This window comes from Pseudomonas sp. MM211 (genome assembly GCF_020386635.1).
Classification (GTDB): Bacteria; Pseudomonadota; Gammaproteobacteria; order Pseudomonadales; family Pseudomonadaceae; genus Aquipseudomonas.
Map to the genome: position 1 here is coordinate 528,572 of NZ_CP081942.1, position 16,730 is coordinate 545,301.

The 16,730-nt window shown below is 62.1% G+C and carries 14 protein-coding genes; 3 read left to right on the forward strand and 11 right to left on the reverse strand.

What is annotated here, in order from left to right; genetic code table 11:
- Window positions 1-44: 44 nt before the first annotated feature.
- Window positions 45-2,108 (forward strand): EAL domain-containing protein, encoded by a 2,064-nt coding sequence (locus K5Q02_RS02380; RefSeq protein WP_225835983.1) that lies wholly within the window; start codon window positions 45-47, stop codon window positions 2,106-2,108.
- Between the two features lie 37 nt (window positions 2,109-2,145).
- On the opposite strand, the gene serB is transcribed toward K5Q02_RS02380, so the two are convergent.
- Window positions 2,146-3,360, reverse strand: a complete 1,215-nt coding sequence (serB, locus tag K5Q02_RS02385; protein ID WP_225835984.1) for a phosphoserine phosphatase SerB — start codon at window positions 3,358-3,360, stop codon at window positions 2,146-2,148.
- Between the two features lie 179 nt (window positions 3,361-3,539).
- Between serB and K5Q02_RS02390 the strand changes: the two genes are divergently transcribed.
- Window positions 3,540-5,063 (forward strand): AhpA/YtjB family protein, encoded by a 1,524-nt coding sequence (locus K5Q02_RS02390; protein WP_225835986.1) that lies wholly within the window; start codon window positions 3,540-3,542, stop codon window positions 5,061-5,063.
- 407 nt (window positions 5,064-5,470) lie between these two features.
- Here the strand turns inward: K5Q02_RS02390 and K5Q02_RS02395 are convergent, their stop codons facing one another.
- The 10 genes from K5Q02_RS02395 to K5Q02_RS02440 all read right to left on the reverse strand — a co-directional run bounded on the left by K5Q02_RS02395 (window position 5,471) and on the right by K5Q02_RS02440 (window position 15,893).
- Window positions 5,471-5,686, reverse strand: a complete 216-nt coding sequence (locus tag K5Q02_RS02395; RefSeq protein ID WP_013793202.1) for a TOBE domain-containing protein — start codon at window positions 5,684-5,686, stop codon at window positions 5,471-5,473.
- A gap of 51 nt (window positions 5,687-5,737) precedes the next feature.
- Window positions 5,738-6,538, reverse strand: coding sequence for an aliphatic sulfonates ABC transporter ATP-binding protein (gene ssuB, locus K5Q02_RS02400; protein ID WP_225835987.1), 801 nt, complete (start codon window positions 6,536-6,538; stop codon window positions 5,738-5,740).
- Entirely contained in the window at window positions 6,535-7,329 is a 795-nt protein-coding gene (gene ssuC, locus K5Q02_RS02405; RefSeq protein ID WP_225835989.1) for an aliphatic sulfonate ABC transporter permease SsuC, read from the reverse strand. The genes ssuB and ssuC overlap by 4 nt, the downstream gene beginning before the upstream one ends.
- Window positions 7,330-7,382: 53 nt before the next feature.
- Window positions 7,383-8,531 carry an FMNH2-dependent alkanesulfonate monooxygenase gene (gene ssuD, locus K5Q02_RS02410; protein WP_225835991.1) on the reverse strand — a complete coding sequence of 383 codons (1,149 nt, stop codon included), beginning with the start codon at window positions 8,529-8,531 and terminating at the stop codon, window positions 7,383-7,385.
- A gap of 58 nt (window positions 8,532-8,589) precedes the next feature.
- A complete protein-coding gene (locus K5Q02_RS02415; RefSeq protein WP_225835993.1) occupies window positions 8,590-9,567 on the reverse strand; it encodes a sulfonate ABC transporter substrate-binding protein in 978 nt (325 codons plus the stop codon).
- Window positions 9,568-9,676: 109 nt separating this feature from the next.
- A complete protein-coding gene (gene ssuE / locus K5Q02_RS02420; protein ID WP_225835995.1) occupies window positions 9,677-10,264 on the reverse strand; it encodes an NADPH-dependent FMN reductase in 588 nt (195 codons plus the stop codon).
- Window positions 10,265-10,273: 9 nt separating this feature from the next.
- Window positions 10,274-10,912, reverse strand: a complete 639-nt coding sequence (locus K5Q02_RS02425; protein WP_225835997.1) for a peroxiredoxin — start codon at window positions 10,910-10,912, stop codon at window positions 10,274-10,276.
- A gap of 161 nt (window positions 10,913-11,073) precedes the next feature.
- Entirely contained in the window at window positions 11,074-11,625 is a 552-nt protein-coding gene (locus K5Q02_RS02430; RefSeq protein WP_225836000.1) for a sugar O-acetyltransferase, read from the reverse strand.
- Window positions 11,626-11,938: 313 nt separating this feature from the next.
- Complete coding sequence (locus K5Q02_RS02435; RefSeq protein WP_225836002.1) at window positions 11,939-13,285, reverse strand: OprD family porin; 1,347 nt, start codon at window positions 13,283-13,285, stop codon at window positions 11,939-11,941.
- A gap of 250 nt (window positions 13,286-13,535) precedes the next feature.
- Entirely contained in the window at window positions 13,536-15,893 is a 2,358-nt protein-coding gene (locus K5Q02_RS02440) for a DNA polymerase II (protein WP_225836005.1), read from the reverse strand.
- 102 nt (window positions 15,894-15,995) lie between these two features.
- Between K5Q02_RS02440 and K5Q02_RS02445 the strand changes: the two genes are divergently transcribed.
- Window positions 15,996-16,628 (forward strand): class I SAM-dependent methyltransferase, encoded by a 633-nt coding sequence (locus K5Q02_RS02445; RefSeq protein ID WP_225836007.1) that lies wholly within the window; start codon window positions 15,996-15,998, stop codon window positions 16,626-16,628.
- The last annotated feature ends 102 nt before the right edge of the window (window positions 16,629-16,730 follow it).

The window sequence follows — 16,730 nt, forward strand, 5'->3', positions numbered from 1 at the left end:
TTACCGCCTTTTTCTGCTGTTTTATCGCAGATTCGACCTCGCTAATGGCCATCGAAAAGAAAACCATCCGCCTGCTGATTCTCGAAGACTCGCAGAACGAGGCCGAGCGTCTCGTCAGCCTGTTCCGCAATGCTGGCAATGCCACCCGCGTGCACCGCCTGAGCTCCAGCGAAGACCTGCTTGAAGCCCTCAAGAGCAACTGGGATCTGCTGATCTGCGCGCCGCTCAGTGAATGCCTGGAACCGCATGAAGCGCTCGCGTCCATTCGTCGTGCGGGCAAGGACATTCCAGTCATTCTGCTGCTGGCCGACAACGAGCCCGACAGCGTCACCGAAGCACTTATGCTCGGTGCCCAGGATGCACTGCCCCAGGGCGAAGATGAGCGCCTGGTACTGGTCGCTCGCCGCGAACTGGTAAACCTCGAAGAACGTCGCGCGCGCCGCGCCGCAGAGGTCGCCCTGCGCGAAGCGGAGAAGCGCTGCCAACTGCTGCTCGACAGCTCGGTCGATGCCATCGCCTATGTGCACGACGGCATGCATATCTATGCCAACCGCGCCTACCTCGAACTGTTCGGCTTCGACGACGCCGAAGAACTGGAAGGCCTGCCGATGATCGACCTGATCGGCAGCGCCGACCAGGGTGCCTTCAAGGACTTCCTGAAGAATCACCAGCACCAGGACAACAACGAACTGGCCTGTGCAGGCGTACGCACCGACGAGAGCACCTTCTCGGCACGTATCACCCTGTCTCCAGCGGCGTACGATGGCGAACCCTGCATCCAGATGGTGATTCGCGCCGAAACTGGCAATGCCGAGCTGGAAGAGAAACTGCGAGAAATCAGCAGCCAGGATCTGGTTACCGGCCTGTATAACCGCGCTCACTTCATCGAATTGATGGATGCCGCAGCGCACCGCGCCGTCAATGACGAACAACCGGCCAGCCTGGCCTACATCCGCGTCGACCGCTATGCCGCGCTGCTTGCTGAAATGGGCCTCGGCGCCATCGACCTACTACTGACCGACTTGGCCAACCTGCTGCGCGCGTACTTTCCACAGGATGCACACCTGGCGCGCTTCGGTGATGATGTATTTGCCGTTCTGCAGACAGGCATGTCGCCGCAGCAGCAACGCCCACAACTCGAAGGCCTGCTGAAAAAAACCGAAGCGCATCTGTTCGACATCAACGGGCGAACTGCGCAGACCACCCTGTCGATCGGCGTCGCTGGCCTCAACGAAACGACGCCCAAGGCCGGCGAAGTCATCGACCGCGCCCAGCGCTGCGCCGATGAACTCGACGAGCCCGGCACTCTCAAGCTGTTCGACCCTGCCGAGGAGCTGGCAGCCGCAGCCAGCCGCGGCAGCGTCGTGGCCATGGTGCAGCAGGCGCTGGAGAAAAACAGCTTCCGCCTGTTGTTCCAGCCGGTCATCAGCCTGCGTGGTGATGAACACGAACACTATGAAGTGCTGCTGCGTCTGCTAAGCCCGTCGGGGCAGGAAGTTCCGCCTGGGGAATTCCTCGCTGTGGCCAGGGAAGCTGGAATGGGTGAGAAGATCGATCGCTGGGTGATTCTCAGCTCGATCAAACTGCTCGCCGATCACCGCTCCAAAGGTCACGCGACACGGCTATTCGTCCATCTATCCAGTGCCAGCCTGCAGGATCAGACACTGCTGCCCTGGCTCAGCGTTGCTCTGAAAGCCGCGCGCCTGCCTTCCGATGCACTGGTGTTCCAGTTCAGCGAACCCGACGCCATCGCCTACCTGAAACAGGTAAAAGCGCTGGCTCAGGGCCTCAAGGACCTGCACTGCCATATCGCCCTGAGCCAGTTCGGCTGTGCGCTGAACCCGTTCAACACGCTCAGGCATCTGCCCGTCGACTTCGTCAAGGTCGACGGCTCCTTCTCCAAGGATCTGACCGACCCGGCCAACCAGGAAGCCTTGAAAGTCATGCTGGCGAGCCTGCACAGCCAGGCCAAGCTGACCATCGTGCCATTCGTGGAGTCGGCGAGCATACTGGCGACCCTGTGGCAGGCCGGCACGAACTATATTCAGGGGTACTACCTGCAGGGCCCGAGTCAGTCGATGAACTACAACTTCTCGTCAGACGATTGAGCCAACGGGGCAGATCGACTGCCCCGTTGCAACTGTATCAGGCCTGACCGTCGCGGTCGCGGAACCCCAACAGGTAAAGCAGGCCATCCAGGCCCAGGGTAGAAATCGCCTGTTTGGCAGACTGCTTGACCAGCGGCTTGGCACGGAATGCCACCCCCAGCCCAGCGATAGCCAGCATCGGCAGGTCGTTGGCGCCATCGCCGACTGCGATGGTCTGCTCCAGACGCAAACCTTCCTTGTGCGCCAGCTCGCGGAGCAAGTCGGCTTTGCGCTGCGCATCGACGATAGGCTCGATGGCGACACCCGTGACCTTGCCGTCGACCACTTCCAGCTCGTTGGCAAACACATAGTCGATACCCAGCTTGGCCTGCAACTGCTTGGCGAAATAGGTGAAGCCGCCGGACAGAATGGCGGTCTTGTAGCCCAGACGCTTGAGCTCGGCGAACAGGTTCTCGGCGCCTTCGGTCAGTCGCAGCGACGCGCCGATTTCGTCCAGCACGCCAACATCAAGCCCCTTGAGCAACGCCAGGCGCTCCTTGAAGCTGGCGCGGAAATCCAGCTCGCCACGCATGGCCCGCTCGGTGATTTCCGATACCTGCTCACCAACGCCGGCGGCCTTGGCCAACTCGTCGATCACTTCCGCCTCGATCAAGGTAGAGTCCATGTCGAACACGGCCAGGCGGCGGTTGCGACGGAACAGTGAATCGGCCTGGAAGGCGATATCGACGTTCAACTCCTGCGCAACGCTGAGGAATTCAGCGCGCAGAGCGGCCGGATCACTCGGCTCGCCGCGTACCGAGAACTCGATGCAACCCTTGCCCTGCTCCACCGGCATGTCCAGCGGCATGCGCCCGGACAGTCGGTCGATATGGTCGATATTCAGCCCGTACCTGGCAGTGATCGCGCTGACGCGCTGCAACTGCTCGGCCGTGACCTTGCGGGTCAGCAGCGTTACGCTGTGGCGTGCCTTGCCCTGGCCGGCGACCCAGTTCTGGTAGTCGTCTTCCGAGACCGGCGTGAAACGCACCTGCTGGTCGAGCTTGTAGGCCGTGAAGAGGATGTCCTTGAGCACCGAGGACGCGCGCTCGGTGTCGGGAATCTCTACCAGGATGCCGAACGACAGGGTGTCGTGGATAACCGCCTGGCCGATGTCGAGGATATTCACGCCACCTTGGGCCAATACACCGGTAATGGCAGCCGTGAGGCCGGGGCGATCTTCGCCGGTAATGTTGATCAGGACGATTTCGCGCAAGGCGTACTCCGGGGCTCGCAGGACTATGAACGGCCTGCCGAACGGCGATGTGCAGCAGGGCCGGTGAAAAAGGACACATTCTAACCACTTTCAATGCGTCCCGAACACGCTCGGCGCTTTGCCCTGTGCGGGTCGCTCGTTATACTGCGCGCCACTCCAGTCAACGAGAGCCGAGCTCTGTGAACCGGCCCGCCCCCGTAAAACCCGACAACTTCTTCCTTCTGCTTTTCCGTGCACTGCGCCAACGTCGCGTGCCGCTGGCATTGCGCATCGTCAGTCACAGCTTGCTGCTGGTGGCCATGGCGCTGGTGATCTATGCCTGGGTGATCGGCATGCAGTTCAAGCAGGCCATGCAGCAGCAGGCCGAAGCACTGGGCAGCAGCCTGATCACGCAGACGGCGGCCTCGGCGACCGAACTGCTGGTGTCCAACGACATCCTCAGCCTCAACGTGCTGCTCAACAACCTGGTGAAGAATCCGTTGGTGGCCCATGCAGCCATCTACAGCGTCGACAACCGCATTCTCGCGGAGGCCGGCACACGCCCAAGCAAGAGCATGCTCGGCGAAACCGAGGGTTTGTACTCAACACCCATCACCTTTCAGGAGGTCATGGCCGGGCAGCTGCGCATCAGCCTGGACATGCAGCAGTTCGAGCAGCCGATGACCATCAGCCTGCAGAGCATGGGTATTCTCAGCCTTATCCTGCTGGCCCTGACGTTGTCGCTGAGCCTGCGCCTCGGCCGGCAAATCTCCACACCACTGATGCAGATGCGCGTCTGGCTGCGTGACCCTGATGACTACGCTCCGGGCGCCAATCGCCAGGACGAGATCGGCGACCTGGCGCGCCAGCTGCAAGCTCGCCTGGCGCCTGAAAAACCAGAACCGCAACCGGAGCCAGAACCGGAATTCGACGACCTCGATGATCTGGACGAGCAGTTCCAGCATGACGCGGATGCCGATCACGACGACGAGCCCGAGTTCGAAGTCCGCGATCTGCGTGATACCCGCTTCGACGTCGACGACTACGATCCGCCGAGCCGCCGACGTAGCGATGACATCGACGATGACGCCTTCGCCGATCTCTATGACAGCGACGAAACCCCTGCTCATCTCGCCCCGGCGGCACCTGCTGCGCCACAGAAAAGTGCCGTACTGGCCGTCCAGCTAGGCGCCCAGGAACAACTGCGGCGCTTGCCGCGCACGCGCCTGATGGAGCTGCTGGAAAGCTATCGTAACTGCCTGGACAAGGCCGCGACGCTGTACAAGGCGCAGCTGTACACCCTTAACGATGGCAGCAGCCTGATGCTGTTCCATCATCAGGACAGCGGGGACGACTACCTGACCCACGCCATCTGCTGCGGTGAACTGCTGCGCGCACTGGGCCATGCCCTGCAGATCGAGGTTGCCGACAGTGGCATCACCTTGCACCTGCAACTCGGCCTGACCCTCGGCGAAGACCTGCAGGGCCTCAGTCAAGGCGACCTGCTGCTCAGCGAAACCGCACAGGATGCCCTGGCCTTGTCTCAGCACAGCCGCAACCTGCTGCTGGTCGAACGCCGCGTCGGTGAAGATGCCACGCTGCGCCAGCGCGCCCGCATCCGCGCCATCGCCAGCCCCGAGGGCGCCAGCTGCGTCGAGCGCCTGCTCGATCCGTATCCGGCACTGCTCGAGCGGCAGATGGCCAGGTTGCGCGAAGAGCGCTAGGAACCTGCTCAAATCTGCTGCGTGTCACCTGCAGACGCATCATGTTCGACCGCAAGGGGGCGAAAGCGGCCGGTGAGCAGAGCTTTTGTGGGAGAGGCTTTAGCCGCGATTTTGCCCAGCTAGGCGTAAAGAGCTCGCGGCTAAAGCGGATCGCCGCCCGGCCCCTCCCACGAGATTGATGATGGCTCCCACGCTCCAGCGTGGGAGCCCAATCCAGGGCGCTCTGCGCCCGCCAGGCCTCGACATCGGACGCAGAGCGTCCCTGCAGGCATTCCCACGCGGAGCGTGAGGAACGATCAGATCGAACCCCGCAGCAGACCGCTTTCGCCTTGTAGCAGCCTCTCAGGCATTACGCAGCACCCACGAAAAGGCCGGCGCAAGGCCGGCCGTTTTCCCACGCTAAGCGATCAGAGCTTGGCGATGGACACCTCTGTGGACTTAACGAATGCGATCACTTCGCTGCCCACGCCCAGTTCCAGCTCGCGCACGGAACGGGTGGTGATCACCGAGGTAACGATGCCGGCTGCGGTCTGTACGTCGATTTCCGACAGTACGTCGCCTTCGACGATTTCCTTGATGGTGCCTTTGAACTGGTTACGTACGTTGATGGCTTTAATGGTCATGGTGAGTCTCCTAGGGTAACAAGTAGCCCCGAATGGGGCATGAAGTCAGGGTTAGAGCGCCCAGCGCAGTTGCGTCGGGAGCGGTGAAACGGGATCGGGCTGCGGTGGCAGCTCGGGCAGTTGCAGAACGCGGTTGAGTACTTCGGCCTCCAGCGAAGCGAGGCGTGCCGAGCCCTTGTTGCGGGGGCGTGGCAGGTTCACGTCCAGATCCAGACCAACCTGGCCGTCTTCGATGAGAATGACCCGGTCAGCGGTCGCGACGGCTTCGCTGACGTCGTGGGTAACCAGCAGTACGGTAAAACCGTGCTTCTGCCAGAGGCCCTCGATCAATTGCTGCATTTCGATACGGGTCAGGGCATCCAGTGCGCCCAGCGGCTCATCGAGCAGCAACAGGCGCGGTTCATGAATCAGTGCGCGGGCCAGGGCCACGCGCTGCTTCTGGCCACCGGACAGTGCCGCCGGCCACTCGTTGGCGCGCTCGCCCAGACCAACCGCTTCCAGCACCTGCTGGGCCTTGGGCCGCCAGTCACCGGTAAGGCCGAGTCCGACGTTGTCGATCACGCGTTTCCAGGGCAGCAGACGCGCCTCCTGAAACATCAGGCGGGTATCGTCACGAGTCGCCGCCAATGTGCCGTTACCGGCCAGCAGCTCACCGCCAGTAGGCTGGTCGAGGCCGGCTAGCAGACGCAGCAGGGTGCTCTTGCCGCAACCACTACGCCCGACCACAGCAACGAACTGGCCCGAAGGAATGCGCAAATCAATATCTTTGAGTACCTGGCGCTCGCCAAAGGACTTCTGAATACCGCGAATGGTCAGCGGCGTGCCTCGATTGAGGCTATGCAAAGCGGTCATTTGGCACCTGCCTTGGTTTGATAGGCCGGATGCCAGCGCAGCCAGGCACGTTCCAGTCCACGGGCTGCCAGGTCGGCCAGCTTACCGAGCACTGCGTACAGCAGGATCGCCAGCACCACCACGTCGGTCTGCAGGAATTCACGGGCGTTCATCGCCAGATAACCAATGCCGCTGCTGGCGGAAATAGTTTCGGCAACGATCAAGGTCAGCCACATCAGACCGAGGGCGAAACGCACGCCGACCAGAATCGACGGCAGCGCGCCGGGCAGGATCACCTGACGGAACAGGGCGAAACCGGACAGGCCATAGCTGCGTGCCATTTCCACCAGCGCCGGGTCGACGTTGCGGATGCCGTGGTAAGTGTTCAGGTAAATCGGGAACAGCGTGCCAAGGGCGACCAGAAAAATCTTCGCGCTCTCATCGATGCCGAACCACAGGATCACCAGCGGAATCAGCGCCAGGTGCGGCACGTTACGGATCATCTGCACCGAGCTATCGATCAGGCGCTCGCCCCATTTCGACAGGCCGGTGATGAAACCCAGCGCCAGGCCGATGCCGCCGCCAATGGCGAAACCAACCCCTGCACGCCAGCCGCTGATCGCCAGGTGGGTCCAGATCTCGCCACTGGAAAGCAGCTGCCAGCCCGCCTCGAACACCGCGCTGGGCGCCGGCAGAATGCGCGTGGACAGCAACCCCAGGGCCACCGAGCCTTGCCAGGCGACCAGCAGCGCCACGGGCAGAGCCCAGGGCGCCAGGCGCAGAGCCAGGTTATGGAAAGACGTGTTGCTCATTTCATACCTCAACAATCATCACGAAATAGCCGGGCATCCAGGCCCGGCGTGTTTCAACTGGCCGACGCCGCTTTGGGCAGAATGTCGTTGGCGACCATTTCACCGAACGGGCTGACATAGTTCGCGCCTTCCGGCAGCGCAGGGCGGTTCACATCCAAGTGTGGGAACAGCAGTTCGGCGACCCGATAAGACTCTTCGAGGTGTGGATAACCGGAGAAGATGAAGGTATCGATACCCAGAGCGGCGTACTCCTTGACCCGCTCGGCGACCGTCGGGCCATCGCCGACCAGCGCCGTACCGGCACCACCGCGCACCAGGCCGACGCCGGCCCAGAGGTTGGGTGACACTTCCAGGTTGTCCTTGCTGCCACCGTGCAGGGCGGCCATGCGTTGCTGACCGACCGAGTCGAAGCGCGCCAGGGAGGCCTGGGCGCGAGCGATGGTGTCGTCGTCAACATGAGCGATCAGCTTGTCAGCGGCCTTCCAGGCCTCTTCGTTGGTTTCCCGGACGATCACGTGCAGGCGAATGCCGAAGCGTACTTCGCGCCCCTGGGCCGCGGCCTTCTCACGCACCGCGGCGATCTTCTCGGCCACTGCAGCCGGAGGCTCGCCCCAGGTCAGGTACAGCTCGACCTGTTCGGCGGCGAGATCCTGCGCAGCTTCGGACGAGCCACCGAAGTACAGCGGCGGACGCGGTTGCTGAACCGGCGGATAAAGCAGCTTGGCGCCCTTCACCTGGATGTGTTTGCCGTCGTAATCGACGACCTCGCCTTCCAGCACTCGCCGCCAGATGCGGGTGAACTCGACGGACGCTTCATAACGCTCGGCGTGTGACAGGTTCAGACCGTCGCCAGCCAGTTCGTCCGGATCACCGCCGGTGACCAGGTTGAACAGCGCGCGGCCGCCGGACAGACGATCCAGCGTGGCCGCCTGGCGCGCGGCCACGGTCGGAGAAATGATGCCCGGACGCAGGGCGACGAGGAACTTCAGGCGCTGGGTCACCGGGATCAGCGACGCGGCGACCAGCCAGGAATCCTCGCAGGAGCGGCCGGTGGGAATCAGTACGCCACCAAAGCCGAGGCGGTCGGCAGCCTGGGCGATTTGCTGCAGATAGCCGTGATCAACGGCACGGGCCCCTTGCGAGGTACCGAGATAATGGCCGTCACCGTGGGTCGGCAGAAACCAGAAAATGTTCAGACTCATGGAGTGGTCTCCTTGGGATGGGGTCGCTGCGCGGCCCGTGGCCACGCAGCTGAATGCCTTACTGCTGGGTTTTCTGAGCAGCCGCGAGGGATGCCGGAGGAGTCCAGATCACGTCCTTGATGCTCAATTTCTTGGGGATCAGCTTCAGATCGGTGAAGGTGTCGGCGATCTTCTGCTGTGCCTCGACCACCTGCGGGCTTATCAACTGGGCGCCATAGCTCTGCCGCTGCACAGCCAGGCGAGTGATGTCAGCCGACAGGCCGAGCAACGGCGCGACCTGTGCAGTGGCTTCGTCGTTATGGGCCTTGACCCACTCGCCGATGTTGCGGATTTCCTCGACCAGGGCCTCGATCACCTCCGGGTGCTTCTCGGCATAGGGACGGGTCGCGAGGTAGAACTGATGGTTGCTCACCAGGCCCTGACCATCGACCAGCGTGCGCGCTTGCAACTGCTGTTCGGCGGCGGCCTGGAAGGGATCCCAGATCACCCAGGCATCGACACTGCCACGCTCGAACGCGGCGCGGGCATCGGCGGGCGGCAGGTATACCGGCTGGATGTCGCTGTATTTCAGACCGGCCTCTTCAAGGGCACGCACCAGCAGGTAGTGCACGTTGGAGCCCTTGTTGAGGGCGACCTTCTTGCCTTTCAGCTCAGCCACCGACTTGAGCGGCGAATCCTTGGGCACCAGGATCGCTTCGCTGGTCGGCGCTGGCGGTTCGTAAGCGACGTACAGAAGATCGGCACCGGCGGCCTGTGCGAACACCGGCGGTGTCTCGCCGGTGGTGCCGAAGTCCACCGAGCCGACGTTCAAACCTTCGAGCAACTGCGGCCCGCCGGGAAATTCGGTCCATTTGACGTCGATGCCCTTGGCGGCCAGACGCTTCTCCAGCGAGCCATTGGCCTTGAGCAACACCAGGGTGCCGTACTTCTGATAACCGATCCGCAAGGTCTCGGCCTGGGCCTGGGTGATGGCGCCGAAGGAAATGGCCGCGGCAAACAAGGCGACCAGACTCCGACGCAAAGTGATAGTGCGCATGACGCTCTCCTCTGCATTGAGTGTTTGGCCACCTGCCGCCTCGTTGTCGGGCTAGTAAGGTGGTTGATGGGTGAACGCTCACCCATGGAAATGTGTGTGAATCCTTGGTTCAGGCGCTCCAGCGCCCACTGATCAGACGTTCATTCAACAGCCCCGGCTCGATCGGCTGTGGCCGGCGGTTGAGCGCCTGAATCAGGTGTTGCAAGGCGTCATCCAGACGCTGTTCCAGAATTGGCACCAGATCCCCACCGGTGTCGGTGTAGGCGATCTGGCTGTCGTCGGCGAAAACCCCGTGCAGCACCTCCTGCGCCTTGAGCGCCGACAGCACAGGCTTCAGGGCATAATCCACCGCCAGCATGTGGGCGCTGCTGCCACCCGTGGCGATAGGCAGTACCACCTTGTGATGCAGGGCGCGCTCGGGCAGCACGTCGAGCAGGGTTTTCAGCGCCCCGGAAAACGAGGCCTTGTACACCGGCGTCGCTACGATCAGCCCGTCAGCAGCGGCCACGTGGGCCTGCAAACCCTGAATCCGCGGGCTGTCGAAACGAGCGAAGAGCAGATCCTCGGCCTCGAAGTCGCGCACCTGGTAACTCACTACCTCAACGCCATGGGACTGCAGCCACTGTCGCGCCTTGTCGAGCAGCACGTTGGAGCGCGACTTCTGGCTTGGGCTGCCGCCCAGCAAAACCACCAACATGGGACGTCCTTATTTATTCGGCTGTGGGGTGAGACGCAGGTAGGGCTTCACGGCGCGATAGCCTTTGGGGAAGCGCTGCTTGATTTCGTCTTCGTCTTTCAGCGACGGCACGATCACCACATCGTCACCGTCCTGCCAATTGGCCGGAGTGGCCACCTTGTGGCTGTCGGTGAGTTGCAGCGAGTCGACCACGCGGAGGATTTCGTTGAAGTTGCGCCCAGTGCTCGCCGGGTAGGTGATGGTCAGGCGAACCTTCTTGTTCGGGTCGATGACGAACAGCGAACGCACGGTCAGGGTGTCGTTGGCATTCGGGTGAATGAGGTCGTAGAGCTCGGAAACCTTGCGGTCGGCATCGGCCAGGATCGGGAAGTTGACCGCGGTGTTCTGGGTCTCGTTGATGTCGTCGATCCACTTCACATGGGAGTCCACCGGGTGCACGGACAGGGCGATGGCCTTGAGGTTGCGCTTGGCGAATTCGTCTTTCAGCTTGGCGGTGAAGCCCAGCTCGGTGGTGCACACCGGCGTGAAGTCCGCCGGGTGGGAAAACAGGATGCCCCACTGGCTACCCAGCCACTCGTGGAAGCGGATACGGCCTTCGCTGGAGTCCTGTTCGAAGTCAGGGGCGATGTCGCCAAGGCGGATGCTCATGCTGTGTGCTCCTCAAGTGAGTCGTTGCGTGGCGCTCACTATGCTCAGGAACACAGAATATTAAAAAGAATAAATAATGATTTATTTATAACCAAATAAACAAACGCGCCGCCAGACGTGTCGGCGCCTCGTCAACGGTGGGCCTGTCCAGCGAGATGGCCCTATCCGAGCACACGCGCCGGGTTACCTGCGACCTTCGCTCCGGCAGGTACATCGCGCGTGACCACACTGCCGGCACCGATCAGCGCGTCGTCACCGACAGTCACTCCCGGAAGGATCAGCGCCCCAGCGCCAATCCAGACGTTGCGACCAATGCTCACAGGCCGGCCGAACTCCAGACCGGACTCGCGCTCGGCGGGAGCACGCGGATGATCCGCGGTGAGTATCTGCACGCCGGGGCCGATCTGGGTCTTGTCGCCGATGCTCACGGCCACTACGTCGAGGATCACGCAGTTGAAGTTGATGAACACCTCATCGCCCAGCGTGAGATTGAAACCGTAATCGCAGTGAAACGGCGAACGCACCACCACGCCCCTGCCAATGCTCGCCAGGCGCTCGGCCAGCACCTGGGTGCGCTCGGCCGGCGATAGGCCCAAGTTGCCGTTGTAGCGCGCCAGCCAGGCAATGGTGGCAGCGCTTTCGGCTTGCAGTTCAGGATCGCTGGCCAGATAGAGCTCACCGATGAGCATTTTGTGTTTTTCACTGAGTGTCATGGCGCGTTGCCCCTTCACGAATGTTCAGTAAAGAACGCCCGGGACAGGCATGGGTTCCGGCGATCGGACAAGGCGGTCTTTGCAAATCAATTCGCGGCACATCAACGGCGGAGAATTGCCGGGATAGAGGCGTGGCAAAAAGCAGGCAAAAAAAACCGGGCAGATGCCCGGCAAGATTCCACCACGAGGAATGGAAGCACGCGATAGGAGCGGCGAACCGCCGTCGCGCTGAGCACCCGCAACCGGAGATGGAGGCAGGCAGGCTCGAATAAAAAAGGCGAGGGAAGCAATGCTTCGCCCCGCCCGAAAAACCTTACAGAAGCGGCAGGCTGTAGCTGACGATCAGGCGGTTCTCGTCGGCGTCGGTGGCGTTGTTGCCACGCAGCGAGGCATTACGCCAGGAGAAGCCCAGGCCTTTGAGCGAACCCTGCTGAACGGCGTAATCCAGACGGAAGTCGCGCTCCCACTCTTTGCGATCGCCATCGGCTGCATCGATATTGTCGCCTTTCAGGTAAGTGACAACAGCTTTCAGGCCTGGCACGCCAACGGTACCGAAGTCATAGCCATACTCGGCCAGCCAGGTGCGCTCGCCGGCACTGGCGAACTTGCCGATCTGACGGTCGGTGATCAGGTAGGAGCTGGAGCCGTCACCCTGATTGAGGAACGGGAAGGCGCTATCACCGGAAACCTGCTGATAGCCAGCGCTCAGGGCGTGGCCGCTCAGGCTGTAGGTGAACAGGGCGCTCCAGGTTTGGTTGTCGACTTCACCGCTCTTGGTGTCGCCCGCTGCCCAGTAGCCGCTGCTTCGGTAGCCTTCGTTACGACCCGCCAGGCTGCCGTTCTTGCCATCGGAGCCACTGTTGAAATAACGCAGGTCGCTCTTCAGGTTACCGGCCGGCAGAGCCAGGTTATGCACCAGACCCAGGAAGTGTTGCTTGTAGAAATCGTCCAGGTTGCCGTAGTAGTACTGAGCGGTCAGATCCTTGGTGATCTTGTAGTCACCACCGGCGAAGTAGAACTTGTTGGTGTCGGCAATCGGGGTACCAACGGGGGTGCCTGTCGGGCGAGCCGCGCCACCAATACGCAAGCCAACGTCATCGGTAGAGGAACGGGTCTTGGTGTGTTCCAGCTGACCGGCAGTCAGGGTCAAGCCGTCGATCTCGTTGGAGATGACCTGGCCACCGTTGAACAGTTGCGGCAGCAGACGACCATCGTTGAAGGTCACGACCGGCAGCTTCGGCTGCAGGGTGCCTACGCGCAGTTCGGTTTTCGAGAGGCGGAACTTGGCGGTGGCGCCAGCCTTGCTGTAATCGTTAGCTGCGCTGCCGTCGCTTTCCAGCGGGAACAGGGCACCTGGGGTGCGATCACGACCAGCTTTGGTGTTCTTGCCACCCGAATCCAGACGCAGGCCATACAGGCCGATCACGTCGACGCCAACGCCAACGGTGCCTTGAGTAAAGCCAGACTGGTAATTGAAGATGAAACCCTGGCCCCACTCATTCGCTTCGCCAGTGTTGTCAGCGGTGTTCTTGGTATTCAGGTCGTAATAGAAATTGCGCAGATCGAGTTTGGCGGTGCTGTCTTCGATAAAGCCAGCAGCGTTGGCCTGCTGCGCCAGCGTGGCGATCGTGACAGCCAGGGCCAGGGTGGATTTATTCATGGGTGATGCTCCAGGGGCATGGGTCGTAAGCTGGCTCGGGCCAGACTCGTAGGCGCTACTTATTGGCAGGTGCAAGGCTAAGCCAAGGCGGATAAAACAAAAAAGAATCAATAATTACTAACAAATTACTTTTTCGAATATGCACTTCAGCCTGATTGCGGCCCGCGTCTGTTCGACGCATGGCTCAAGCGCGGGTCACGTGGCGAAAGAAGAATGTTTGCAAAAAGTTGCGAAAGTTCCGGTACGCGTCTCAGAACAGCTCGAGCTGACCACCGATCAGCGCCGTGAAGTCGTCATCCACGAATGGCAGGATGGCGTCGGCCACCGGCTGCAACTGCTTGCTCAGGTAATGGCCGTAATCAATGGGAGCGCGGCGTAGCTCAAGGGGCTCAGGGCCAGCCACGCTCATCACGTAACTGATCCAGCCACCGCTCTGGTATTGGCGAGGGCGTCCCTGCTCATCGTTGTGGGCATCGGCCAGGCGGGCAGCCCGCACGTGCGGCGGTACGTTGCGCTGATAGTCATCAAGCCTTCGGCGTAGACGCTTGCGGTACACCAGTCGCTCGTCGAACTCGCCATCCAGGGTGCTTTGCACGTAGTCACGCACGTAATCCTGATAGGGCTGACGCTTGAAGATGCGCAGATACAGCTCCTGCTGAAACTGCCGGGCCAACGGCGACCAGTCGCTGCGCACCGTCTCCAGGCCTTTGTAGACCATCTCCTCGCGGCCATCGGCCTGGCGGATCAGCCCGGCATAGCGCTTCTTGCTGCCCTCCTCCATACCGCGAATGGTCGGCATCAGAAAGCGGCTGAAGTGGGTTTCGAACTGCAGCTCCAGGGCACTCTGCAAGCCGAACTCGGTCTGCAGATGCTCGCGCCACCAGGCGTTGACCCGCTGCACCAGGCCGCGGCCGATCTGTTCGGCGTCGCTCTCGGAATGGGCGCTGCGCAACCAAACGAAGGTGGAGTCGGTGTCGCCGTAGATCACCGCGTGCCCTTCGGCCTCGATCAGCTCGCGCGTACGGCGCATCACTTCATGGCCGCGCAGGGTAATGGACGATGCCAGGCGCGTATCGAAGAAACGGCAACCGCTGGAACCCAGCACACCATAGAAGGCGTTCATGATGATCTTCAGTGCCTGGGAGAGAGGCGCGTTGCCTGCCCGCTTCGCGGCTTCCCGGCCTTGCCACACGCGCTCGACGATGGCCGGCAGACAATGCCGAGTACGCGAAAAGCGCGCACCGCGAAAACCGGGCACCGAATGTTCATCTTCGGTTTGCCGCAGCCCCTCGACCAGCCCCACCGGGTCGATCAGAAAGGTACGGATCAGCGACGGATACAGGCTCTTGTAATCCAGCACCAGCACCGACTCGTAAAGCCCCGGCCGCGAATCCATGACGAAGCCGCCCGGGCTGGCTTCCGGCGGACGCTCGCCTTGGTTGGGTGCCACGAAACCTTGTCGATGCATCAGCGGCATATACAGGTGGCTGAACGCGGCGACCGAACCACCGCTGCGATCCACCGGCAGGCCGGTGACCGTGGCCCGTTCGAGGAGGAAGGTGAGCAGTTCGGTCTTGGCGAAGATGCGCGTCACCAGCTCGCAGTCCTTGAGGTTGTAGCGGGCCAGGGCCGGCTTGTCCTCGGCGAACATGCGGTTGATCTCGTCCATACGCTGGTAGGGGTTGTCGATCGCCTTGCCCTCGCCTAGCAGTTGCTGGGCGACGCTTTCCAGGCTGAAGGACTGAAAACTCCAGGTGGCCGAACGCAAGGCTTCGATGCCATCGATGATCAGCCGGCCCGGCGCGCTGGCGAAGAAATGCTGCTTGGAACCATGCTCGCGCCAGTTCAGCACTTCGCCGCCGCGGCCAAGGCGCAGCGGCACATGCAGACGCTGGGCATGCTCGTGCAGCACGCGCAGGTCGAACTGCACCACGTTCCAGCCGATGATGGCGTCCGGATCGAAGCGCTCCAGCCAAGCATTGAGCGCCTCCAGCAACTCGGCGCGGCTATCCAGATAAGCGAGATCGAAGTCGACGTCGGCGTCACCATTCGGCGGCCCGAGCATATACACCTGGCGCTGGCCACAGCCTTCCAGGGCGATGGAGTACAGCTCGCCGCGGGCGGTGGTTTCGATATCCAGGGAAACCAGCTTGAGCTGCGGACGATAGTCCGGCGCCGGCTTCAACTGCGCATCGATCAGTACGCCCTCCTGCGTTGGCGTACCGCCGAACAGCACGGGAGCGGTGATGAAGCGCTCCATCAGGTAACGCTCAGGCGGGCGAATATCGGCCTCGTAGACATCCACACCGGCCTGCCGCAGGGTCTGTTCGAGCTGAATCAACGGGCGCTGCTGGCGGCAATACACGCCGAGCACCGGCCGCTGATGGAAGTCGCGCAACTGCAACGGGCGCAGTTCGAAATCCGCCTCCTTGGCCAACAAGGCCTCGGCACGCGCGCGCTGCTCGACGGGAATGAAGGCCACCGACGTTTGCGGCGGCAGGCGGACGAGACGCGGGCCGCTGTCGGTCGACAGCCAGAATTCCACCTGGGTACCAGCCGGCGTGTCGCGCCAGTGCCGGGTCAGGACGAAGCCCTGCTGTAGATCCACCCTGTCACCTCAAATCCTGTTCAGGGTGCGATGTTATCGCGCATCGTCACGGCCCGCGCGCAATGCGGTTAAATAGGCACCCACGTTCTGCGGAGGCCCGTCATGCCCCTCGACCCCGATCAGTTGCAACAGATCACCAGCCGCACGCTGGCTCACTACCAGGCCAGCGCCGAAGGCTTCCGCGAGGGCACCCGCGACCATGACGTCAGCCAGAACATCGAAGCGCTGCTGCGCCACATCGACACAGCCGCGCCCCTGAGCATTCTCGACTTCGGTTGTGGCCCTGGTCGTGACCTGCGCACCTTTGCGGCTCTCGGTCATCGCCCGGTCGGGCTCGACGGCTGCCCGCAGTTCGTCGCCATGGCCCGCGCCGACAGTGGCTGCGAGGCCTGGCAGCAAGACTTTCTCGCCCTGGATCTGCCGGCAGAACGCTTCGACGGTATCTTCGCCAACGCCGTGCTGTTCCATATTCCGAGCCAGGAGCTGCCACGGGTGCTCAGGGAACTTCGTGCCAGCCTGAAGCCAGGCGGCGTACTGTTCAGCTCCAACCCCAGAGGCGACAACCAGGAAGGCTGGAGTGGCGAGCGCTACGGCGCCTGGTATGACCTGGAAAGCTGGCGCCAACTGCTCACGGGCGCCGGCTTCGACGAGCTGGAACATTACTACCGCCCAGCTGGCCTGCCACGCGAGCAACAACCCTGGCTGGCGAGCGTATGGCGCCGCTGCGATGCCTGACTCGGTGACTGCTATAAGGCAGAAGCGGACGGTGGATGCAGAGCTTTCTTTTTGTAGGAGTGGCTTTAGCCGCGAGCTCTTTACGCCTAGCTAGGCAAAATC